Source organism: Actinokineospora terrae, from assembly GCF_900111175.1.
In the GTDB taxonomy this organism is placed as follows: domain Bacteria; phylum Actinomycetota; class Actinomycetes; order Mycobacteriales; family Pseudonocardiaceae; genus Actinokineospora; species Actinokineospora terrae.
In genome coordinates this window covers 432,221-452,817 of record NZ_FOGI01000004.1, presented here as the reverse complement: position 1 = coordinate 452,817, position 20,597 = coordinate 432,221, and the positions used below count along the sequence as shown (strand labels likewise).

20 protein-coding genes, 2 tRNA genes and 1 pseudogene are annotated in these 20,597 nt (G+C 70.3%); 11 read left to right on the top strand and 12 right to left on the bottom strand.

The window, feature by feature from the left end:
* Positions 1 to 73: 73 nt before the first annotated feature.
* Positions 74 to 886, bottom strand: coding sequence for a hypothetical protein (locus BMY07_RS10615; RefSeq protein ID WP_143073431.1), 813 nt, complete (start codon positions 884 to 886; stop codon positions 74 to 76).
* Between the two features lie 257 nt (positions 887 to 1,143).
* On the opposite strand from BMY07_RS10615, the gene BMY07_RS10610 reads away from it, so the two are divergent.
* From BMY07_RS10610 to BMY07_RS10595, 4 genes are all read left to right on the top strand, one after another.
* Complete coding sequence (locus tag BMY07_RS10610; protein ID WP_425426263.1) at positions 1,144 to 1,728, top strand: YdcF family protein; 585 nt, start codon at positions 1,144 to 1,146, stop codon at positions 1,726 to 1,728.
* A 19-nt stretch (positions 1,729 to 1,747) separates the two neighbouring features.
* Entirely contained in the window at positions 1,748 to 3,046 is a 1,299-nt protein-coding gene (locus BMY07_RS10605; RefSeq protein ID WP_092776988.1) for a deoxyguanosinetriphosphate triphosphohydrolase, read from the top strand.
* A 70-nt stretch (positions 3,047 to 3,116) separates the two neighbouring features.
* On the top strand, positions 3,117 to 4,193 hold the full coding sequence (locus BMY07_RS10600; RefSeq protein WP_245782306.1) for a serpin family protein: 1,077 nt from the start codon (positions 3,117 to 3,119) through the stop codon (positions 4,191 to 4,193).
* A gap of 79 nt (positions 4,194 to 4,272) precedes the next feature.
* On the top strand, positions 4,273 to 4,839 hold the full coding sequence (locus BMY07_RS10595) for a carboxymuconolactone decarboxylase family protein (protein ID WP_092776987.1): 567 nt from the start codon (positions 4,273 to 4,275) through the stop codon (positions 4,837 to 4,839).
* A gap of 39 nt (positions 4,840 to 4,878) precedes the next feature.
* Here BMY07_RS10595 and BMY07_RS10590 read toward each other — a convergent pair whose 3' ends face one another.
* Positions 4,879 to 5,838, bottom strand: a complete 960-nt coding sequence (locus tag BMY07_RS10590) for a sigma-70 family RNA polymerase sigma factor (protein ID WP_245782305.1) — start codon at positions 5,836 to 5,838, stop codon at positions 4,879 to 4,881.
* 79 nt (positions 5,839 to 5,917) lie between these two features.
* On the opposite strand from BMY07_RS10590, the gene dnaG reads away from it, so the two are divergent.
* Genes dnaG through BMY07_RS10575 form a run of 3 tightly spaced genes read left to right on the top strand, consistent with a single transcriptional unit; the run spans position 5,918 to position 9,167 of the window.
* On the top strand, positions 5,918 to 7,816 hold the full coding sequence (gene dnaG, locus BMY07_RS10585; protein WP_092776985.1) for a DNA primase: 1,899 nt from the start codon (positions 5,918 to 5,920) through the stop codon (positions 7,814 to 7,816).
* 4 nt (positions 7,817 to 7,820) lie between these two features.
* Entirely contained in the window at positions 7,821 to 8,348 is a 528-nt protein-coding gene (locus BMY07_RS10580; protein ID WP_092776983.1) for a hypothetical protein, read from the top strand.
* 54 nt (positions 8,349 to 8,402) lie between these two features.
* Positions 8,403 to 9,167: a trans-aconitate 2-methyltransferase gene (locus BMY07_RS10575; RefSeq protein WP_092776981.1), complete on the top strand. Its 765-nt coding sequence runs from the start codon at positions 8,403 to 8,405 to the stop codon at positions 9,165 to 9,167.
* A gap of 33 nt (positions 9,168 to 9,200) precedes the next feature.
* On the opposite strand, the gene BMY07_RS34260 is transcribed toward BMY07_RS10575, so the two are convergent.
* Positions 9,201 to 9,365 carry a hypothetical protein gene (locus tag BMY07_RS34260; RefSeq protein ID WP_170224537.1) on the bottom strand — a complete coding sequence of 55 codons (165 nt, stop codon included), beginning with the start codon at positions 9,363 to 9,365 and terminating at the stop codon, positions 9,201 to 9,203.
* Positions 9,366 to 9,510: 145 nt separating this feature from the next.
* Here BMY07_RS34260 and BMY07_RS10570 point away from each other — a divergent pair.
* Together BMY07_RS10570 and BMY07_RS10565 are read left to right on the top strand one after the other, a co-directional pair.
* Positions 9,511 to 9,583: transfer RNA gene (locus BMY07_RS10570), tRNA-Asn, on the top strand.
* Between the two features lie 174 nt (positions 9,584 to 9,757).
* Positions 9,758 to 9,831: transfer RNA gene (locus tag BMY07_RS10565), tRNA-Ile, on the top strand.
* A 217-nt stretch (positions 9,832 to 10,048) separates the two neighbouring features.
* Here the strand turns inward: BMY07_RS10565 and BMY07_RS10560 are convergent.
* On the bottom strand, positions 10,049 to 10,462 hold the full coding sequence (locus tag BMY07_RS10560) for a VOC family protein (RefSeq protein ID WP_092776979.1): 414 nt from the start codon (positions 10,460 to 10,462) through the stop codon (positions 10,049 to 10,051).
* A 373-nt stretch (positions 10,463 to 10,835) separates the two neighbouring features.
* Here BMY07_RS10560 and BMY07_RS10555 point away from each other — a divergent pair, with 373 nt between their 5' ends.
* A complete protein-coding gene (locus tag BMY07_RS10555) occupies positions 10,836 to 12,947 on the top strand; it encodes a glycosyl hydrolase family 18 protein (RefSeq protein WP_092776977.1) in 2,112 nt (703 codons plus the stop codon).
* A 48-nt stretch (positions 12,948 to 12,995) separates the two neighbouring features.
* Here BMY07_RS10555 and BMY07_RS10550 read toward each other — a convergent pair.
* From BMY07_RS10550 to BMY07_RS10515, 8 genes and pseudogenes are all read right to left on the bottom strand, one after another.
* Positions 12,996 to 13,968, bottom strand: a pseudogene (locus tag BMY07_RS10550) (CobW family GTP-binding protein).
* A 140-nt stretch (positions 13,969 to 14,108) separates the two neighbouring features.
* Entirely contained in the window at positions 14,109 to 14,585 is a 477-nt protein-coding gene (locus tag BMY07_RS10545; RefSeq protein ID WP_092776975.1) for an NUDIX domain-containing protein, read from the bottom strand.
* Complete coding sequence (locus BMY07_RS10540; protein WP_092776973.1) at positions 14,582 to 14,980, bottom strand: OsmC family protein; 399 nt, start codon at positions 14,978 to 14,980, stop codon at positions 14,582 to 14,584. The genes BMY07_RS10545 and BMY07_RS10540 overlap by 4 nt, the downstream gene beginning before the upstream one ends.
* Before the next feature lie 157 nt (positions 14,981 to 15,137).
* Positions 15,138 to 15,833, bottom strand: a complete 696-nt coding sequence (locus tag BMY07_RS10535) for a copper homeostasis protein CutC (protein WP_092776971.1) — start codon at positions 15,831 to 15,833, stop codon at positions 15,138 to 15,140.
* Between the two features lie 342 nt (positions 15,834 to 16,175).
* Positions 16,176 to 16,556: a VOC family protein gene (locus BMY07_RS10530; protein WP_092776969.1), complete on the bottom strand. Its 381-nt coding sequence runs from the start codon at positions 16,554 to 16,556 to the stop codon at positions 16,176 to 16,178.
* A gap of 1 nt (position 16,557) precedes the next feature.
* Positions 16,558 to 17,637, bottom strand: a complete 1,080-nt coding sequence (locus BMY07_RS10525; protein ID WP_092776966.1) for a WD40/YVTN/BNR-like repeat-containing protein — start codon at positions 17,635 to 17,637, stop codon at positions 16,558 to 16,560.
* Positions 17,638 to 17,693: 56 nt separating this feature from the next.
* Positions 17,694 to 18,344, bottom strand: coding sequence for a response regulator (locus tag BMY07_RS10520; RefSeq protein WP_092776964.1), 651 nt, complete (start codon positions 18,342 to 18,344; stop codon positions 17,694 to 17,696).
* The gene (locus BMY07_RS10515; RefSeq protein WP_092776962.1) at positions 18,345 to 19,550 is read right to left on the bottom strand and encodes a sensor histidine kinase; all 1,206 of its coding nucleotides are present in this window, start codon (positions 19,548 to 19,550) and stop codon (positions 18,345 to 18,347) included.
* Positions 19,551 to 19,649: 99 nt separating this feature from the next.
* On the opposite strand from BMY07_RS10515, the gene BMY07_RS10510 reads away from it, so the two are divergent.
* On the top strand, positions 19,650 to 20,414 hold the full coding sequence (locus tag BMY07_RS10510; RefSeq protein ID WP_092776960.1) for an SGNH/GDSL hydrolase family protein: 765 nt from the start codon (positions 19,650 to 19,652) through the stop codon (positions 20,412 to 20,414).
* Positions 20,415 to 20,597: the final 183 nt, after the last annotated feature.

Genomic DNA, 20,597 nt, shown 5'->3' with positions numbered 1-20,597 from the left:
CCCGTGCAGGCGGCGCGCGGGCGACCGCGCCTGCGAGGGCTCGGGGAGGTCCGCGGGGCGGCGGACGCGGGGGTCAGGTCATGATCACCTCCGGTCGGGGGCGACCGGCGGCCAGCCGGTAGGCGCCGCGCAGTTCGTCGGCGACGGAGTCCGGGTCGGCGCGGACGCGGAGCGGGTCGGTGTGCAGGGGGACGATCCCCGCTGCGGTGAGCCGGGCCGCCCTGGCCAGCGCGGGCAGCCCGACGCGGGGTGCCCAGGGCCGGTGCAGGTCGCAGTCCCAGGCGAAGGCGACCTCGTCCCACCACGCGTCCACCACCGCCAGGTGCACGTCCCTGCTCGTGCTCAGCCGCGCCGTCCAGATCGGCGGTGGCAGGCCCGCCCGGTCGACGAGGTCCTGCGCCGCCCGAGCGGACCGCCACCGCAGGTCCCGGTCGATCTCGCCGAGCACCCGGCGCAGCAGCGTCGTCCCCTGTTCAGGCGCGAGACCCAGCTCCACGTGCAGGTCGCCCACCTCGACACCGCCCACGCGCACCGCCGCGGTGATCAGTTCCCGGACGTGGTCCACCGTCGCCGCCCGCCTGCACGCGTCCACCGCCGCCCGCGGACTCGGCGCGGTCGGAAACCCCCGGCGCCACAGGGGATCCGGCATGCGCGTCGTGCGTTCCACGGTGACCGACCCGTCGGCCCGCCCTGGCCGTTTCAGCGGTACCAGCAGGTGCACCACACCCAACGGGGGCACCGGGATTCCGTTGAGCCACAGTGCTTCCCTGCCGGTGACCACGGCATCGGGATGCGCGATCCGCATCGCCGCGCGGAGACGCCGCAGGCGGCTGGGGCCGGACTCGGCGAGCTGGGTGACCTCGGGGGTGGAGCGGTTCATTCGCATGTTTTCGAGGTAACCGTGGATGGCAAGGCCGTGGAAGCCGGAAATCGGGATCTGTGGACAGCTCGAAGGATGTGGACAACTCGCCGACCTGGTGACGACCCGCGAGCAACCCGGTGACCTGCGTGGACGTCTGGCCAGGTGGCAGCCGAGCCCGTACCGGTGCGCCGTACACCCGTTCTGGAAGGATGCTGCGCGTGCCTCCCCACCCCCATCCAGTCCGCCGTTTCCTGCGCAGGCTGCTCGTCGGCTTCGTGCTCATGGGGTTCCTCGTGGTCGGCGGTACCGCCTTCCGCGTCTGGCAGGTCGCCAGGATCGACGACCGCGACAAGGCCGACGTCGTGGTCGTGCTCGGCGCCGCCCAGTACGCGGGCAAGCCGTCCAAGGTCCTCGAGGCCCGCCTGCGCCAGGCCAAGGCGCTCTACGAGCAGGGCGTCGCCGGGCACATCGTCACCGGTGGCGGCCGCCGCGCGGGCGACCGGTTCACCGAGGCCGAGGCCGGTCGCCGCTGGCTGGTCGACCGGGGCGTGCCCGCTGACCGGGTGATCACCGTCGGGGAGGGCAACGACACCCTCGGCACGCTCAAGGCCGTCGCCATCGAGGTCAAGGAGCGCGGTTGGGAGAGCGCCGTGATCGTCAGCGACCCGTGGCACTCGCTGCGCTCCCGCACGATGGCCAAGGACGCGGGCCTGGACGCGTGGACGTCACCGACGCACTCCGGCCCGATCGTGCAGACCCGGGAAACCCAGGCCAAGTACATCCTGCGTGAGACTGCGGCGTTGCTCTACTACCGCGCTACCAACGCGTCCGCCGACGGTATCGCCATCGACCAGGAAGTGGGCTGACGGGACGTAGTCTCTCCTCGTGGGCTACACCGAACAGGACAGTGAACGCCTCTTCGCCGAACGGCCCAAGGGCGCGGTGTTGGGTGGCGCCCTGCCCGCGGCTAGAAGTCCGTTCAGCCGAGACCGAGCGCGCGTGCTGCACTCCGCGGCGCTGCGCAGGCTCGCGGGTAAGACCCAGGTCGTTGGACCTAACGAGGGATCCGAGGTTCACGGGATCCCTCGCACGAGGTTGACCCACTCGCTGGAGGTAGCCCAGATCGGGCGCGGTATCGCCGACGAGCTTGGTTGCGACCCCGACATCGTCGACACCGCGGGCCTGGCCCACGACATCGGCCACCCGCCGTTCGGGCACAACGGCGAGCGGGCACTGGACCTCGTCGCCCAACCGTGCGGTGGCTTCGAGGGCAACGCGCAGACGCTGCGGATCCTGACCAGGCTCGAACCCAAGGTCCTCGGCACCGACGACATCCCACACGGGCTGAACCTCGCGCGCGCGTCCCTCGACGCCGCGACGAAGTACCCGTGGCCCCGACGCCCGGGCCAGGTGAAGTTCGGTGCCTACGACGATGACCTCCCCGTCTTCCTCTGGGTACGCGTAGGCGCACCGGGCGATCGACAGTGCCTAGAGGCGCAAGTGATGGACTGGGCTGACGACGTCGCCTACTCCGTGCACGACGTCGAGGACGGGGTGCGTTCTGGTCGGATTTCCCTGTCAGCACTAGCGGATCCGATCGAACGCACAGCGGTAGCCGAACTCGCTGCCAAGCACTTCTCACCTGAACCGCTGTCGGTAGTGGAAGAGGCCGCAGCCGGGCTGCTGGCACTGCCCGTCGTCGCTGACCTTGTCGGCCACGACTACGACGGCACTCTCACCGCGCAGGTAGCGCTGAAGCGGTTGACCAGCGAACTGGTCGGCCGGTTCGCCTCCGCCGCGGTCACCGGAACCCGCGCCGCGCACGGCCACGGCCCGCTGACCAGGTATGCCGCCGACCTGGTCGTCCCGCCGCTGGTCGCCGCCGAGGTCGCCCTGCTCAAGGCCATGGCGGTGCACTACGTGATGAGCGACCCGCGGCGGCTGGAACTGCAGGCCAGGCAACGCGAACTGATCACCGAGCTCGTCGCCGCGGTGGCCGACCGCGGCGCGGCCGCCCTCGAACCGGCCTTCCAGCCTGCCTGGCACGCCGCCGCGGACGACGCCGGGCTGCTGCGGGTGGTCGTCGACCAGGTCGCCTCGCTGACCGACGCCCAGGCCCAGGGCTGGCACGCCGCGCTGGTCGGCGGCGGCCCTGTGCACAACTTCCGAGCCGACCCCCGCTGAGCCGGCACACTCGGTGCGAGAACAGGACACGGAACCTGGAGCAACGCACGCACCGAGTCGGGAGAACGCAGTGTCGCACTTGGACTTCACCCTCGCCATGCACCGGGCCATCGCCCCGGACCCCACCGAGCAGGTCTGCTGGTCGCCGTACTCGGCCGCCAGCGCGTTAGCGCTGCTGACCAGGGGCGCGCGGGGCGAGACCCAGGCCGAGCTGCTCACCCTGCTCGGCGACCTCGACGAATTGGAGGCGGCGCTGCGGGCCGCGGGCACGCTGGCCGCGGTGCGCGACGGCCAGCCGGAACCGGCCCTCGCGGTGGCGAACACGCTGTGGGCGGACGCGGTGATCGACATCGAGCCGGGCTTCGCCGAGCTGTTCACCGGCAGCGGCGGTGTGCGCAACGCCCCGTTCCAGGCGGAGCCGACCAAGGCCCGCGACCAGATCAACGCCGACATCGCCGAGACGACCAGGGGCCTCATCCCCGAGCTGCTGCCGCCGGAGGCGATCACCGCCGACACAGTGTCCATTGTGGTCAACGCGCTGTACCTGAAGACCTCGTGGGACAGCCAGTTCACCCCGGACGAGAGCCCGAACGCGTTCACCGGCGCGCGCGGGACGGTCGAGGTGCCGACGATGTACCTCGACAAGCAGCTGATGCACACCGCGCGCGACGGGTGGCAGGCCGTGGCCCTCCCCGCGCTGGGCGGGGTCCAGGCCGTGGTCCTGCTCCCCGATGGCGATCTCGGCCCAGCGGAGGCCGCGCTCACCGAGGAGTCGCTCGGCGCGCTGCTGGCCGACCTGAACTGGATCCAGGTCGGGCTGCGGGTGCCGAAGCTGGACGTCTCGACCCAGTCCGACCTCACCAAGGCGCTCAACGACCTCGGTGTCACCACGGTGTTCTCCGACCGCGCCGACCTGTCCGGCATCAGCCCCGACCCGCTCTACGCCCAGTCGGTGCTGCACGAGGCCGTGCTGCGCGTCGACGAGCAGGGGCTGGAGGGCGCGGCGGCGACCGCGGTCGCGATGGCCCTGGCCGCGCTGCCGACCGAGCGCGTCGACATCACCGTCGACCGGCCGTTCCTGTTGCTGGTCCGGCACCAGGACTCGGGGGTGGTGTACTTCGTGGCGCGCGTCACCGACCCGTCCTGAGCTGTCACGCCGGGCCTGGGTGTCTCGTCCTCCCCGTGAAGCGCCCCCAGACCGGGGGCGGTGAACGGAGGAGGCAGTCATGCCCCGGATCCCCGGTGTCGATGCCCGTGCGGCAGGCCCGACCCTGCGCGCCCTGTACTGGTTCGCCAAGCGGCGCTTCGGCGCGGTCCCCGAGCCGTTCACCGTGCTGGCGCACCACCGCAAGCTCATGCTGGCCTCGGCCAAGCACGAGCTCGGCGTGCAACGGGCGTCGAACGAGCTGCCCGCGGGCGTCCGCGAGCTCGCGGTCTTCCGCGTGGCGCAGCAGGTGGGCTGCTCGTGGTGCGTCGACTTCGGCACCATGCTGCAGCGGCTCGACGGGCTCGACATCGACCGTCTCAAGCACATCGACGAATACGCGACCTCGGACTCGTACACCGCGCAAGAGCGGCTGGCCATCGCCTACGCGGACGCGATGACGGCCAACCCGATGACGGTGACGGACGCCCAGGTCGACGAACTGCGCGTGACCTTCGGCGAGAAAGGAGTGGTGGAACTGACCTACCAGGTCGCGCTGGAGAACCAGCGGGCGCGGATGAACCACGCCCTGGGCATCACCGACCAGGGGTTCACCTCCGGCGACGCCTGCCGCGTCCCCCAGGCCTGAGGTCCGCACCGTCCCGGCTGGGCGTGGAACTCCTCGTGGCTAGCGCTGGGGGAGTCCGGCCGGGTCGTGCGGCTGTGGCTGGGGGAAGTCCGGGACGGCGATGAGCTTGTCGGGGTTGACGATGTCGTAGACGGCGGCGATGCGGCCGTCGCGGACGGAGAACGTGGTCACCCGGCGGGCCCGGCCGCGGGTGAGGTCGGAGGCGGCGACGTCGGGGAGCAGCATCCCGAGATCGCCGTTGACCAGGACCGGGGCGCCGGTGAGCACCAGCGGGCCGTACTGGCGGAGCAGGCCGAGGAAGAACCGGCCGATCTTGTCCGGGCCGAGGATGAGCTGCCGGGACGTGCGCGCCTTGCCGCCGCCGTCGCCGACCAGCACCGCGGTCGGGTGCAGCAGGCTGACCACCTCGGACAGGTCACCGGCGGCCAGCGCGGCGGTGAACCGCTCGATGATGGCGCGTTGTTCGTCCAGGGTGGCCCGTGGCGGCGGGTCGGCCTTGGCGACCGCGCGGCGGGCCCGGGTGGCGTGCTGGCGGGCGGTGGCCTCGGTGCAGCCGAGGGTGGCCGCGATGTCGGCGAAGGGCAGGTCGAACGCGTCGTGCAGCACCAGGGCGACGCGTTGCTCCGGGCTGAGCCGGTCGAGCACCAGCAGCGCGGCCAGCCGCACGCCGTCGTCGCGGACGGCGACCTCAAGCGGGTCCTCGCTGGTCGGCGCCCCGAGCGGGGTGACAACCGGCTCCGGCAGCCAGGGGCCGACGTAGCTCTCCCGCCGCGCGGTGGCTGAGCGCAGCCGGTCCAGGCAGAGCCTGCCGACGACGGTGGTCAGCCAGGCGCGCAGGTCGCGGATCTCCGACTCGTCCACAGCGGACAGTCGCAGCCAGGCGTCCTGCAGCGCGTCCTCGGCGTCGGCGCGGGTGCCGGTCAGCCGGTACGCCACGCCCATGAGGTGGTCTCGGTGCGTGGCGAACCGCTGGGCCAGGGCGTCGTCGCTGACGTTCACCCGGTCATCGTAATGACGTGGGCTCACACTCCAGGGTGACCTGCGACGCACGGGTGGGGCGCGCCTAGACTCGACGACCGTGGCTGGACGCATCCGGGAGAGTGACATCGCGCAGGTCCGCGAGCGCAGCCAGATCGACGAAGTGGTGGGCGAGTACGTCCAGCTCCGCCGCGCCGGTGGCGGCGCGCTGAAGGGCCTGTGCCCGTTCCACGACGAGAAGACCCCCTCGTTCAACGTCCGCTCGACGCACGGCACCTTCCACTGCTTCGGCTGCGGCGAGGGCGGCGACGTGATCGCCTTCGTGATGAAGATCGACCACCTGACCTTCGTCGAGTCCGTCGAGCGGCTCGCCGAGCGGGTGGGCCTGCAGCTGACCTACGAGGGCGGCGGCACCAGCGTCCAGCGCGACCGGGGCACCCGCTCCCGGCTCGTCGACGCGCACAAGGCCGCGCAGGAGTTCTACGCCGAGCAACTGCGCACCCCCGAGGCGCTCAAGGCGCGCGAGTTCCTCACCGAGCGCGGGTTCGACGAGGCGTCGGCGACCACCTTCGGCTGCGGGTTCGCCCCCGCCGGGTGGGACCGGCTGACCAAGTACCTGCTCGGCCGCGGCTTCGAGGTGGCCGAGCTGATCAAGGGCGGCCTGGTCAAGGAGGGCAGGCAGGGCCCGATCGACCAGTTCCACCGCAGGCTGCTGTGGCCGATCAAGGACATCGGCGGCGACGTGGTCGGCTTCGGCGCCCGCCGGATCTTCGACGACGACCAGATCCAGGCGAAGTACCTCAACACCAGGGAAACCCCGATCTACAAGAAGACCCAGGTGCTCTTCGGCCTCGACACCGCCAAGCGGGAGATCGCCAAGCGGCACCAGGTCGTCGTGGTCGAGGGCTACACCGACGTGATGGCCATGCACGCCGCCGGGGTGCCGACCGCGGTCGCCTCGTGCGGCACGGCGTTCGGCATCGAGCACATCAAGGTCCTGCGCAGGCTGCTGATGGACGACGCGTCCTTCCGCGGTGAGGTGATCTTCACCTTCGACGGCGACGAGGCGGGGCAGAAGGCGGCCCGCAAGGCCTTCGACGACGGCGACCAGGAGTTCACCGCGCAGACCTTCATCGCCGTCGCCCCCGACGGCATGGACCCCTGCGACCTGCGCCAGGCCAAGGGTGACGTCGCGGTCAAGGACCTGGTGGCCAGGCGCAGGCCGCTGTTCACCTTCGCCATCCACGCCGAGCTCGCCGAGTTCGACCTCGACACCGCCGAGGGCCGGGTCGAGGCGCTGCGCCGCACCGTGCCGCTGGTGGCCAGGATCAAGGACCACTCGCTGCGCGACGACTACGCCCGCCAGCTCTCCGGCTGGGTCGGCTGGGACGACCCGCAGACCGTGGTGCGCCGGGTCCGCGAGACCGCCGGGATCGCCCCCGCCCGCCGCGCCCGCGCGGTCAACCCGAACCAGGGCGCGCTCCCGGTCGAGGCCGAGGGCCCGCCGCGGCCCAACCCGGCCGATCCCGAGCTGCTCGCCCAGCGCGAGGTGCTCAAGGTCGCCCTCCAGGAGCCCGCGCTGGCGGGCCCGGTGTACGACTCGATGCCGCTCAGCGCGTTCACCCACCCCGCCTACATCGCCGTGCACACCGCGGTCCTCGAGGCGGGCGGCACGGCCAGCGGCCTCACCGGGGCCGAGTTATTGGAAGTGGTCGGCAAGAACTGCGCGCCGACCGTGCGCAGGCTGGTCAGCGAGCTCGGCGTGGAGCCCATGCCGCTGCCGAGGAAGAACGCCTCCGTGGAGCGGCACGCGTCGGCCTACCTCAACGCGTTGCAGAAAGAGCAGGTCGGCCGCCAGATCGCCGAGATCAAGTCCCGGTTGCAGCGGCTGTCCCCGCTCGAACACGCCGAGGAGTTCCGGGAGCTGTGGGGGGATCTGGTAGCAATGGAGGAGTGGCACAAGGCATTGGGCGCGCAGGCGCAGGGCGGCCTGGGATGAGCCGGTGAGCGGACTGCTGGGCAGGCTCCTCGGCGGCGTCCCCCGGGACTTCACCGGCACCCTCGACCGCGAGGAGGCCGTGGCCGCGTGGGCGCCGGTGCGCGACGGCGGGCACCTGGTGGCGACCTCACTGGGGCTGTGGGTGCCCACCGAGGACGGCCCGCGCCGGATCGGCTGGCACCTGGTGTCCAAGGCGAGCTGGGCCAGCGGCGTCTTCGTGATCACCGAGGCCGACGAGGTCGAGCCCGCGGGTGAGGCCATCGTGCTCGCCGACCGGGCACCCCGGCGGTTCGTGGTGGAGCGGCCAGGGAAGCTGCCGCAGGCCGTGCAGCGCCGGGTCACCGGCTCGATCCGATCCCGGCACCGCCGTGACCTGCCCGGCGGGGGAGCGTGGTTCGTCCAGCGCAAGGTCCCCGGCCGCGACGGGACCGTGCTGCAGGTCCGCCCGGACCCGGGTACCGATCTGGCGCTCGTGCGCGAGATCGCCGAAGAGGTCGCCCAGCGGATGGGTGAAGGGCTCGCGGACGACTGATCGACGCGCTACTCTGGTAAACAGTACGTACGTACGGTTTATTTGGGAGGCGTCATGTGGGACCCCGCGAAGTACCTCAGTTTCAGCGACCACCGGGCCCGCCCCTTCTTCGACCTACTGGGCAGGGTGCGCGCCGAGAGCCCGCGCGCGGTCGTCGACCTCGGCTGCGGCCCGGGCAACCTGACCGTCACCATGGCGCAGCGCTGGCCCAACGCCCGGCTGACCGCCATCGACACCTCCGCCGAGATGGTCGCCGCCGCCCGAACCCGCGGTGTGTCGGCGAGCCAGGCCGACCTGCGGGACTGGAGCCCGGACGAGGCGACCGACGTCGTCATCAGCAACGCCGCGCTCCAGTGGGTGCCCGACCACCCGGACCTGTTGGCCAAGTGGGCTTCCGCGCTGACGCCGGGGGCGTGGCTGGGGGTGCAGGTGCCGGGCAACTTCGCCGCGCCGTCGCACGAGCTGATCCGCGGGCTGGTCGCCGAACCCACGTGGGTCGAACGCCTCGAACCCGTGCGCCTGCGCGAGGAGGACGCCACCCTCAACCCTGACGGGTACGCCGAACTGCTCACCGCCGCGGGGTGCGAGGTGGACGCCTGGGAGACGACCTACTTGCAGCGGCTCGACGGCGAGAACGCGGTGCTGGAGTGGATCAGCGGCACCGCGCTGCGCCCGATCCGCGCGGCGCTGTCGGACGAGCAGTGGCAGGAGTTCCGCGCCGAACTGGCCCCGCGCCTGGCCGAGGCGTACCCGCGGCGGGCCGACGGCACGACCTGGTTCCCGTTCCGCCGCGTCTTCTTCGTCGCCAGGGTCAGGTAGTCACTCGCGCGGGTGTCGCTGGACCGGGTGGTCCTAGCGCCGGAGATCCTCCAGCTTCGCCCGCGCGATCCCCGCCGCGCCCTGCACCGCCGGGTGGTCCGCGATCCGCCGGTACGCGCGCACGATCTGCTCGTACCGACCACGCCCCGCCTTGGCGCCCAACACGTACCCAACCGCGGCGCCAACGAGGAACCTCACCACCACGCCTCCCGAGGATGTCGTCGTCCGCCCATCCTGCCCCACCGCGCCCACCCGCGCCGCGCCGCCACCGGGGTACCCCCGCTGAAACCGGTGGCGGAGATGCGCTAGAGTTACCCCTCGTTGGACCCCGGTCCGACGGCGATCCTCCATAGCTCAATTGGCAGAGCATTCGACTGTTAATCGAAGGGTTGCTGGTTCGAGTCCAGCTGGAGGAGCAAAGCCCCAGGCCACGCGCCCGGGGCTTCTTTGCTGTCTGGGGCAAGTGTGCGGGAACTGCGCACATTCGCCCTCTCCCCGCGATCCCCTTGGCGGCTTCCCGACCAAAGTTGATCAAGAGAATCCCTGGAGTGTCCGCTGCACGGACACGGTGGGTAAGATCCAACGCGCTGGGGGCGGTAGCTCAGTTGGTCAGAGCAGGGGACTCATAATCCCTTGGCCGTGGGTTCGAGCCCCACCCGCCCCACTCGACCTCGGGGGCGCATGTTCGGCGGGCACGCCTTCCCCACGCGAGATCATCGTCCCTTTATGTGGGCCGAGCCCCACACCCCAGCCGGGGGCGTGCCCCCGGACCCCCATCGCGTTGTGGCTAGGTTCGGATGCTGACCTCGGGTCCGCTCGTGTCGCGTTGGGGCCGGGCCCCATGCCCGCCACGGTGGGGTGGAGGGCTTGGGGGTCGGGGGTCAGGCCTGCTGCTGGGTGATGTTGATCAGCCAGCTGATGCCGAAGCGGTCGGTGAAGGAACCGAACTCGTCGCCCCACATCTGCTTCTCCAGGGGTGTGTCGACGGAGCCGCCCTCGGTGAGCTTGGCCCAGTAGCCGCGCAGCAGGTCCGCGTCGTCGCCGCTGAGGCTCAGGGTGATGTTGTTGCCCGGGTTGTTCTCCAGGCCGGGCGGGAAGTCGGCGGCCATCAGGGTGTAGCCCTGGTCGGTCTCCAACTGGCCGTGCATGATCTTGGTGGCCAGGGCCGGGTCGGGGGCGCCGAAATCGCCGAAGGTGTTCACCTTCAGCTCGCCACCGAGCACACCCTGGTAGAACTCGAGCGCCTCGCGGGCGGTGCCGGGGAAGTTCAGGTACGGGTTGAGCCGAGAACTCATCGCTGTCCTCCATTCGGACTACAGGTCAGCCGGATCCTCGCAGATCAGCGCGGGTGCGACAACGCGGCGGCCGGGTCGTTCACGCAACCGAGGCCTGAATCGGACAACCCGACCCGTCGCTCCACACAGGAATGGCAATGGCGTGGCCGTGACCGCCCGTTTCGACGTCTACTTGAGACTGTGAATTCCCAGTGGCTGACCAGGAGAAATGCCCGCTTGATGGGCATTTCCACCGGATGTGCCGAAATGGTTCGACCACCTGCCGCAGCGCTCTTGACATCGGGTTTGGTCTAGTCCAATTTTGGTAGGCACCGAACGCGGTCGGGGCTGTCCACCCGGTCCGCGTCCCCCACCCTGCACTGGAGCGCAAACCATGCGGCTGTCCAGACCACTCACCGCACTGCTCGCCACCGCGGCCGCGGCGGCCTCCGTCGTCGGCATCACGATGGTGACCAACTCGGCGCAGGCGGCCCCCGCCACCACCGTGGCGGCCAAACCCCTTCCCACCAGGGTCTTCGCGCCCTACTTCGAGGCGTGGACCGGCGAGAACCCGGCCACCCTCTCGGCCGCCTCCGGCGCCAAGTACCTCACCATGGCCTTCCTGCAGACCGCCAGCCCCGGCTCGTGCACCGCGCTGTGGAACGGCGACACCAGCATGCCGATCGGTCAGGCGACCTTCGGCGCGCAGATCAAGCAGATCCAGGCCGCGGGCGGTGACGTCATCCCGTCCTTCGGCGGCTACACCGCCGACACCACCGGCACGGAGCTGGCCGACAGCTGCACCGACGTCAACAAGATCGCCGCCGAGTACCAGCGCCTGATCACCACCTACGACATCAGCCGCATCGACCTCGACATCGAGATCGACGCGCTGGACAACACCGCGGGTGTCGACCGGCGCAACAAGGCCGTCAAGCTCACCAAGGACTGGGCGAAGGCCAACGGCAGGCAGATCCAGTTCTCCTACACCCTGCCGACCACCACGACCGGTCTTGCGCAGAACGGCGTCGCACTGCTGCGCAACGCCGTGCAGAACAACGCCGAGGTCGACGTCGTCAACATCATGACGTTCGACTACTACGACAACGCGGGCACGCACAACATGGCCGAGGACACCAAGACCGCGTCCCAGGGCCTGGTCAACACCCTCGCGCAGCTGTACCCGGCCAAGACCCAGGCGCAGCTGTGGGGCATGGTCGGCGTGACCGAGATGATCGGTGTCGACGACTTCGGCCCGGCCGAGACCTTCACCAAGGCCGACGCGGTCACCGTCTACAACTGGGCCCTGCAGAAGGGCATCAACACGCTGTCGTTCTGGGCCCTGCAGCGCGACAACGGCAACTGCCCCGGCGGTGCCGCTCGTGACGACTGCTCTGGCATCGCGCAGGAGCTCTACTACTTCAGCAAGACCTTCGCGCCGTTCACCGGTGGCAGCCAGAACCCGTCCGATGACTACTCGCTGTCGGTGAACCCGGCCGCGGTCAGCCTCGACCCGGGTAAGACCGCCACCTCGACCGTCAGCACTGCCGTCACCTCTGGCGCGGCGCAGACCGTCACCCTCTCTGCCGGTCCTGCACAAGGTGGAGTCACCGCTGCCGTCAACCCCGGTAGCGTCACCGCAGGAAACTCGGCGACGGTTACCTTCACCGCCAACGCCAGCGCGACCCCCGGTACCTACCAGTTCACGGTTACCGGATCCGCCGCTTCTGGCAGCCACACTGCGACTGTCGCCGTCACGGTCAACGGAACCCAGCCGGCCAACGACTTCGGACTCGCGGTCAACCCGGCCTCGGTGACCCTCGACCGCGGTAAGAACGCGACGACCACGTTGAACACCACGGCCATCGGCACCCCGCAGACCATCACGTTGAGCGCCACGAAGCCGCAGAGTGGTGTCAGCGTTGCCATCAACCCGACTTCTGTCACCGCGGGCGGCAACGCGACCATCACGGTTACCGCTACCCCCACCGCTACCCCCGGCACCTACGACTTCTACATCGGTGGTTCGGCGCCGTCGGGCAAGCACAGCACCAGCTTCACCGTGACTGTCAACGCGGGTAACCCGGGTACTGGCCCTGTCGTCAACGGTGACTTCGAGACCGGTTCGCTGGCTCCTTGGACCGCCCAGTCGGGGACCTCGGTCGTCGGCTCCGGCGCCCACGGTGGCACCTACGCGCTCTCGGTCGCCGCGACCAACTCCAGCACCGGTGAGGCGTCGCAGGCGCTGACCCTGCAGCCCAACACCGCTTACACCCTGCGGGCTTGGGTCAAGGGCACCTACGCGTTCATCGGCGTTCGCGGTGGCGCTACCGCCAGCACTTGGGCCTCCCCGGCTGACTGGCAGGAGGTGTCGCTGCCGTTCACCACTGGCGCCAGCGGTGCCGTGACCGTCTACGTCCACGGTTGGTACGGCCTCGGCACTGTCTTCGCCGACGACGTCACCGTTACCGCGGGCAGCGTTGCTAGGGCTATCAGCAAGCGCTAGTCGATAGGTGTTACGCGGCGGGCACTTCCGAGTGCCCGCCGCGTCTATTTAGGACTGCTGGTAGCGCGTGATCGACAACAGGTCCAGTGGGTCGATGGTGTCGTCGTCGGTGGCCACGCAATCGCGCAGCTCGGCGGTGATCGCGTCCGCGTCCAGGTTGGCGCCGATCATCACCAGGTCCGTGCGCCGAGCGGCGTCCGGCGCCTGCGTCACCCACACCGAGGACCCCACGGTCTGCACACCCAGCGGCTCATCGGTGCCCGCGAACCACGCGAAGCCCTTCATCCGGTAGAGCCCGGCGGGCCGCTCGGTGAGGAACCTCGCGAACCGCAACGGATGCAGTGGCGTGTCGTGGCCGAACTCGACGCTCGCGTAGCCCGCGTGCAGGTGCTCCTCGTGCTCGACCAGGTCCTCGAAGGACAGTTGCCGCTCTACCGGATCCGGCCGGTCGACCGGGTCGAACAACAGAGCCGGGTCAACCCTGCCGTACTCGGTTGGCACTACCGGCGTCCCCTCGGCCAGTTCGCGCACCAGTTCCAGCACACCAGGCTCGGCGCGGTCGGCCTTGTTGAGCAGCACCAGGTCGGCTTGGCGCAGGTGCAGGTCCAGTCGGGGGTGCGCGCCTGCTCTCGGTGAACTCGGCGGCGTCGACCACCTCGACCAGGCCGCCGTAGCGGATGTGCGGGTTCGCGCTGGCCAGCACCATCTTGACCATCGCGGGCGGCTCCGCGAGGCCGCTCGCTTCGATGACGATGACATCGACCGGCCCGTCGGGGTGCGCCAGCCGCTCCAGCATCGCGTCCAGCTCCTCCGGGTCGACCGCGCAGCACAGGCAGCCGTTGCCGAGCGACACCATGGAGTCGACCTGCGCGGCCACTGTCAACGCGTCGATGTTGACCTTGCCGAAGTCGTTGACGATGACGCCGACCCGCAGGTCTGACGCGGTGTGCAGGAGGTGGTTGAGCAGGGTGGTCTTGCCCGCACCGAGGAAGCCCGCGACCACCAGTACCGGGATGTCCACCCGGCGAGGGTAGCCCCCGCCGAGTCGCGCCCGGCGGGGGCTATCACCCCCGGATCCCCCTCTTGCCCCCAGACCAACGGTAAGCAGCCGCTCACCCGGAGGCGTCACGCTTGGGGATGAGGTGGGGTCCGACGTTGGGCTTACCGGTTGAAGTAGGCCTCGACCACCCTGGTGTGCAGAGGGAACGCCAACGTGACCGGTCCTTGGATCAACTCCCAGCCTGTGGTCTCGTTGGTGGAGACAGACGGCGGTAGGGCTGACTCCGTCGTCGCGGGGGCTAACCCGAAGACCAGGAGCGTGCCGTCTGGAGCGCTTACAGCGTCGAACAGGGTGATCTGGTCAGCGTCGACAGTGACACCGGCCTCTTCGTGCAGCTCTCGCGCTGCCGCTGCCTGCCACGACTCGCCGTGGTCCACGAACCCACCAGGCAGCGCCAACTCCTTCGGCTCGATGTCGCGCCGTACGACTAAGAGGCCGCCGTTGACCGGCAGCAGCAGCACGGCAACCGGAACCGGATTCAGGTACGAGGTCTGTCCGCAGTGTGCGCACTGCCTGGGCCAGGGAAGTCCATCGGGGTAGCGGGTGCCGCAGAAGGAGCAGTGCGAGTTCCTGGTCACGGGGCCACCACCATGTCGATCGCGGTGGACCGCTTCAACGTCCGCGTCACCGTGCACAGCGCGGTGACCGCCCGGTCGACCACGTCGAGCAACTCCTGGCGCGCCGTGTCGTCCAACGCGCTCATGTCGATGCCCACGTCGATCCGGACGCCGTCCAGCTCGTGCGCGCCCGGCGGCCGGACGTCCGTGGCGTCGACCAGGGGAGCGGTGCCGGTCCGCCGCAGCACCAGCTCCTCCGCCGTGATGCCCACGCAGGCCGCCGCGGCCGCGAGGAGCAGCTCGACCGGGCTGAACACGCCGTCCTGGCCTGCCCGCCCCACTTCGACCGACGCCCCGCGGTCGTTGACGGCCGTGAAGACGTGCTCCCCGGTGCGCTTGGTCCGGATCGTGGTCACAGCTCCCCTTCCCCATGCCGGGCCAAGATCGTCCATTGGCCCCTTGAGATCACAGTATGGCGGGGTGACCTGGGCAAACAAGGACGGGACCGGGGTTGTGGACAGATCGGGGGGATGTGGATGGAGTGACCGGGGGAGGCCCCGGCGGCGAGAGGGGTCAGCTGTCGAGCAGGGCGCGGAGGGCGCGGACGCGGTCGATCTCCACCGGGGCTGTCCAGCCGTCTCGCACCAAGCCGCCCGCGTGGATGGCGTTGACGCCGATCGAGCGCAGGCCGGGGACGTGAGCGTGCTTGAGGCCACCGCCTGCGAGGAGCCGTACGCCCGCCTCACGCCAATCCTCACGGGCGGCGAGGCGGGGGAGGCCATCCTCTAAGCCGCGAGCGGAACCGGCGGTGAGGACCGTGTCCAGGCCGGGGAGGCCGCGCAGTGCCGCCCAGGCCTGTCGGGCGTCGGCAGCGTGGTCGACCGCACGGTGGAAGGTCCACGGGGAGCCGCCGATAGCGTCAACGACGGCGTGGGTTGCCTCTAGGTCTACCTCGCCCTTCTCGGTCAGGAAGCCGAGCACGAACTCCTGGGCCCCCGCCTCACGCAACTCGCCGACCGTGGCGACCAGTCGCGTCAGCTCGGCCTCGTCCGCGGTGAAGCCGTCCGTGCCGCGCACCATCACCCGCAGCGGGATGTCCACCGCCGCGCGCATCTCGGCGACCAGGTCGGGATCGGGGGTCAGCCCGTCCCGGTCCATCTGGGCGACGACTTCGATCCGGTCGGCGCCACCCTGTTGGGCGGCCACCGCGTCGGCGACGGTCAAGGCGATGATCTCCAGCAAACCGCGCTGTGGCGAGGAAACGGTCACCGCGCCATCATCCGGCCTGGCCGCCGATTTGTAATGCCCCGGGTTCGACAATCCCGGGGTTCACACAGGTCGACCACGACTTCCTGCGGGGAGAAGTGGTCCAGACCACATACTTCGACCCTGGTTCTTGTGCGCTGGCTACAACTTCGCCGCCTCGACGTGCGCTGTGGACGGCCGCCGAGCGGGTCGGGCGAATGTCGGGGAATAGTGGTCCAGACCACATCGAAGTTAGCGTTCGTGAACCGATGCCGGGCCGATTCGCCCGGTTATCGGCACCGTTTCCGGGTCTTGACAAAGCGGCGCCCCGATGGTCTGGACCATCGGGGCGCCGGGGGTGTCGGGTCAGGAGGTGGCGGCCCGCTCGGCCGCGCTGCGCAGCACGCAGAACTCATTGCCCTCCGGGTCGGCGAGCACCGCCCACCCGGTGCCGTCGGGCTGACGCCGGTCATCGACGAGCTGGGCGCCCGCCGCCAGCAGCCGCTCGACCTCCTCGTCGCGGGGGACGTCCGGGGTCAGGCACAGGTGCACCCGGTTCTTGACCGCCTTGGGCTCGGGGACCCGGTTGAAGAACAGCGTCGGACTGCCCGGGACCGGGATCCAGGCCTCTTCCTCGCCATCGACGCACTCCGGGTCGACCGGGTGACCGACCACCTGGGACCACCACTGGGCCAAGGCGTAGTTGTCGTTGGAGTCGAAGGCGATGTTCACCACGCTAGAAGGCATGTCAGAACCCTAGGCGCAAAGTCGCCACACGGCCCTTCTCACCTGCGGCCCAGCAAGAGCCATCGGCAGCGCAGTCGACGGTGTCGAAGCTACCGGCGTCGAACGGACGCCAGTTGCGACCCTCGTCCAGGGTGATGTCGCTGCCGGTAGGTCCAACGGCGATCGCGACCGTGTGCAGGAACGGGTGCCAGGTGACGCCTGAGCGGTACCCCTTGGGCGCGGACGACGGCTTCTGCCAGGTACGGCCACCGTCGCGGGTAGTGCCGAGCGCGTCGACGGCGCCGTCAGGCTTGGCGTAGTCACCGCCGACAGCGATCCCGCGGGACCGGTCGCGGAACGCGGTCGCGAACACCCCGGCGCTCGCGTTGCTGGCCAGGACGGTGTCGCTGACCGCCCACGTCCGGCCGCGGTCCGACGAGTGCAAGACCCGCGCCTTCGACCCGCCGCCGGTCGCGATCCACGCGTCCCGAGCACCCGCGACGCTCACGCACTGCCCGCTCGCGGCGAACGCGAACTCACCGTCCAGCGCGGGCGGCACGCCGTCGCTGGGCACGACCGACCAGGTACGGCCACCGTCGTCGGTCGAGAGCAACCGGAACTTGCCGTCGACCGGGTCGCTGAGCGCCAGGCCGTGCCGCCGGTCGAAGAACGCCAGGCAGTCGTAGAACGCGGTGGGCTCGGCGTTGCGGAACGACTCGGTCCAGGTCGCGCCGCCATCGGTGGTGCGGACGATCCGCGACTGGTCACCGGGGCCGATGCTCAACGCGACCGCCGTGCGCGCGTCGAACGCCTCGATGTCGCGCAGTTCCAGGGTCTCGGTGCCGGGCGGGGAGGTGCGCGACCAGGTGCGGCCGCCGTCGGTGGTGCGCAGGACCGTGCCGCCGCTGCCGCTGGCCCACGCGACCTTCGCGCTGACCGCCGACAGCCCGCGCAGCCGCGCGTCGGATCCGGTGGGGGACAACCGCCAGGTCAGGGTGGGACCGTGGCCCGCTGCCCCGGCGTCGGGGGTCGCCGAGGCGGGCACGGCCAGCGTGCTTGCCGCCGCGACGGCCAGCACGCCGATGATGAGGGGTCGCTTCATGTCGCGGAACCTAGACCAGCCGCGGCGCCCCCAGACAGGTCCAAACGCCGTACCCGTCAGCGCGTGACCAGCCCCGCGTCGTAGGCCAAGAGGCCCGCTTGCGTCCGGTTGGCGCACTCCAGCTTGACCAGCATCCGCGACACGTAGCTCTTCACCGTGGCCTCGCTCAGCGACAGGCTGCCCGCGATCTGCGCGTTCGACAGCCCCGCGCCGAGCCCGGCCAAGACCTCGGTCTCCCGCTCGGTCAACTCCCGCACCCGCCGCAACGCGCGGTCCCGTGCGGCCTGCTCGCCGACTCTTGCCGCTACCAGCCTGCGGGTCGCGGCCGGGGACAGGACCGTGTGCCCGTCAGCGGCAACCCTGACGAGGCTGATCAGGTCCTCTGGCGGTGTCGTCTTCACCAGGAAGCCCGATGCCCCCGCGCGCAACGCCCTGATCACGTACTGGTCCGCGTCGAACGTCGTCAGCGCTACCACCGCGGGCGCGCCGGGCAGCCGCACGATCCGCTCGATCGCGGTCAGCCCGTCCACCCCCGGCATCCGCAGGTCCATCAAGACCACGTGCGGCTCGTGCCGGATCACGGCCTCCACCGCCGCCGCGCCGTCCTCGGCGGTGTCGACCACGTCGATGTCCGGCGCCGACCCGAGGATCGTGCGCAGGTGGGCGCACACCATCGGCTCGTCGTCCACGACGACTACTCGGATCATCTACGCGCTCTCCGGGGCAGGCACGAACGCGGGGAGCACCGCGTCGACCTCGAAACCCCCGCTGGGCAGCGGGCCCGAGGTCAAGGTGCCCCCGACGAGCTCGACCCGCTGCCGCAAGCCTGTCAGACCTGCCCCGGAACCGGAACCGGAAAGTCCACTGTCGACGGACCGGGTCGCGACCGCGTTGCGGATCGTCAACCGGACCCGGTCACCGCCGTAGCGCACGTGCACGCTGGTCGGTGCTCCCGGAGCGTGCTTGCGGATATTGGTCAGGGACTCTTGCACTACCCGATACGCGGTACGGCCAACGGCGGCCGAGATGCGGGCAGGGTCACCGTCGCGCTTCAGCTCTACCGGCACACCCACGGACTCCGACTCGGCTACCAAGGTAGACAGGTCAGGTACCTCGGTCGGCTCGTCGCGTGTTTCCCGGGGGTGGTGCTCGGTTGTCTCGTTGCGCAGCACACCGACCAGCTCGCGCAACTCGTTGAGTGCCTCGCACCCCGCCACGCGCAATCCCTCGGCCGCCGAGCGAGTGTGGTCGTCCGGTCCGGTTACCGCTAACGCGCCTGCGTGCAGGACCATGAGGCTGACCCGGTGCGTGACCACGTCGTGCATCTCCTCTGCCAGCCGCACGCGTTCGTCCGCTCGTGCTTGCTCGGCCAAGAGGTGTTGCTCGCGTTCAGCACGTTCGGCGCGGTCAATCAACGCTTGTACCAAGATCCGATGGGCGCGCACGTATAGGCCCACCAAAGCGGGTAGCAGTACCAGCAGCACCGTGCCCAGAATCAGCTCGGTCGAGGTGTCCCACGGTCGGACTACGAGGCTGAACAGCGCTAGAACCAGCGCGGGGCCAACTAGCGCCCCTGCGTAGACCATCGCGGTATAGGCATAGATCGGCGCGGACGCGGGCATCCACGGGTCGGTCGCCGCGAAGTCCGGCTTCCAGTCGGTTGGCGCGTATGCCTGCAACAGCAGGTAGGTCGTGCAGATCGCCAGCGTGGTCACCATCAACGTCACCGGGTACCACTTGCGCACCACCAGCAACCCGATCATGGCCAGCGCGACCAGGCCGTCCACGAAACCGACCAGGCGGTCCGGGGCTCCCTCGAAGAACATCGCCCCTACCTGCAACGCCAACACGATGCCCGCGGGCATCAGGTAGAAGAACGCCTCGCGCTTAGTACGCCATAGTGGCTCTCGCACCCCTGGCACGGTACGCACCAGGTAGGGCTACCGAGGCCGATCGCCACCATTCGGGTGGTAGCTGCCGCAACGAAAGTTGCTGGTTAGCATGGCCGCACCATGAACGCGCACACCAGCATGGTCGCTATCGGCGACTCCTTCACCGAGGGCATGTCGGACTTCGGCCCCGACGGCGAGTGCCGCGGCTGGGCCGACCTCGTCGCCGCCCGGCTCGCCCAGGACAGCCCCGGCTTCCGCTACGCCAACCTCGCCATCCGCGGCAAACTCGTCCGCCAGATCGTCGACGAGCAGGTCGACCACGCCGCGGCCATGCGCCCCGACCTGGTCACCTTCGCGGGCGGCATGAACGACGTCCTGCGGCCCGCCTGCGACATGGACGCCCTCGCCGCCCGGGTCCGGTACGCCGTCCGCACCCTCGCCGCCAGTTCGCGCCAGGTCGTGCTGTTCCGGGTGATCGACCCGACCCGGCGGATGCGGGGGAGTTCTCGGCTGCTGCCCCGCATCTCCCGGCTGCTGTCCTTGGTGGACACACTCGCCGCCGAGCACGACGCGGTGGTGGTCGACCTGTTCTCCTCGCGGGTGTTCGACTCGCCGGGGCTGTGGGCGCCGGACCGCATCCACCTCAACACCGAGGGTCACCGCCGCGTCGCCGAGGCGACCCTGCGCACCCTGGGGATCGCGCCCACCTTCGACTGGGACACCCCGGTTCCCGTCGACCCCACCCCGTGGCGCGACCGCGCGACCTCCGACCTGCGCTGGGCCCGCGCCCACGCGGGACCCTGGATCGCCCGCCGCCTCACCGGCCGCTCCTCCGGCGACGGCCAACTCCCCAAACGCCCGGAACTCGACCCGTTCACCCCCTGAGTTTGTCCACAACCACCTGAGTTGTCCCCAGCTCCCGACGAAGTGTTGAGGGCGCTTGCGCTCCGGGTCGATGCTTGCTGTGCGGGCCGAGTGGGGATCCGACGCAGGGAGGTCGAGATGGACACATGACAAGCGGGCGACGGGGCGTGGCGAGTCGCTGGGAGTTCGTTCGCGGGAACCGGT

Coding starts and splice junctions, on each gene's coding strand:
- BMY07_RS10595 (WP_092776987.1), top strand. CDS start 4,273: ATGCCCCGGATCCCCGGTGTCGATGCCCGTGCGGCAGGCCCGACCCTG.
- BMY07_RS10575 (WP_092776981.1), top strand. CDS start 8,403: ATGTGGGACCCCGCGAAGTACCTCAGTTTCAGCGACCACCGGGCCCGC.
- BMY07_RS10555 (WP_092776977.1), top strand. CDS start 10,836: ATGCGGCTGTCCAGACCACTCACCGCACTGCTCGCCACCGCGGCCGCG.
- BMY07_RS10610 (WP_425426263.1), top strand. CDS start 1,144: ATGGGGTTCCTCGTGGTCGGCGGTACCGCCTTCCGCGTCTGGCAGGTC.
- BMY07_RS10520 (WP_092776964.1), bottom strand. CDS start 18,344: ATGATCCGAGTAGTCGTCGTGGACGACGAGCCGATGGTGTGCGCCCAC.
- BMY07_RS10525 (WP_092776966.1), bottom strand. CDS start 17,637: ATGAAGCGACCCCTCATCATCGGCGTGCTGGCCGTCGCGGCGGCAAGC.
- BMY07_RS10510 (WP_092776960.1), top strand. CDS start 19,650: ATGAACGCGCACACCAGCATGGTCGCTATCGGCGACTCCTTCACCGAG.
- BMY07_RS10530 (WP_092776969.1), bottom strand. CDS start 16,556: ATGCCTTCTAGCGTGGTGAACATCGCCTTCGACTCCAACGACAACTAC.
- BMY07_RS10560 (WP_092776979.1), bottom strand. CDS start 10,462: ATGAGTTCTCGGCTCAACCCGTACCTGAACTTCCCCGGCACCGCCCGC.
- BMY07_RS10615 (WP_143073431.1), bottom strand. CDS start 886: ATGCGAATGAACCGCTCCACCCCCGAGGTCACCCAGCTCGCCGAGTCC.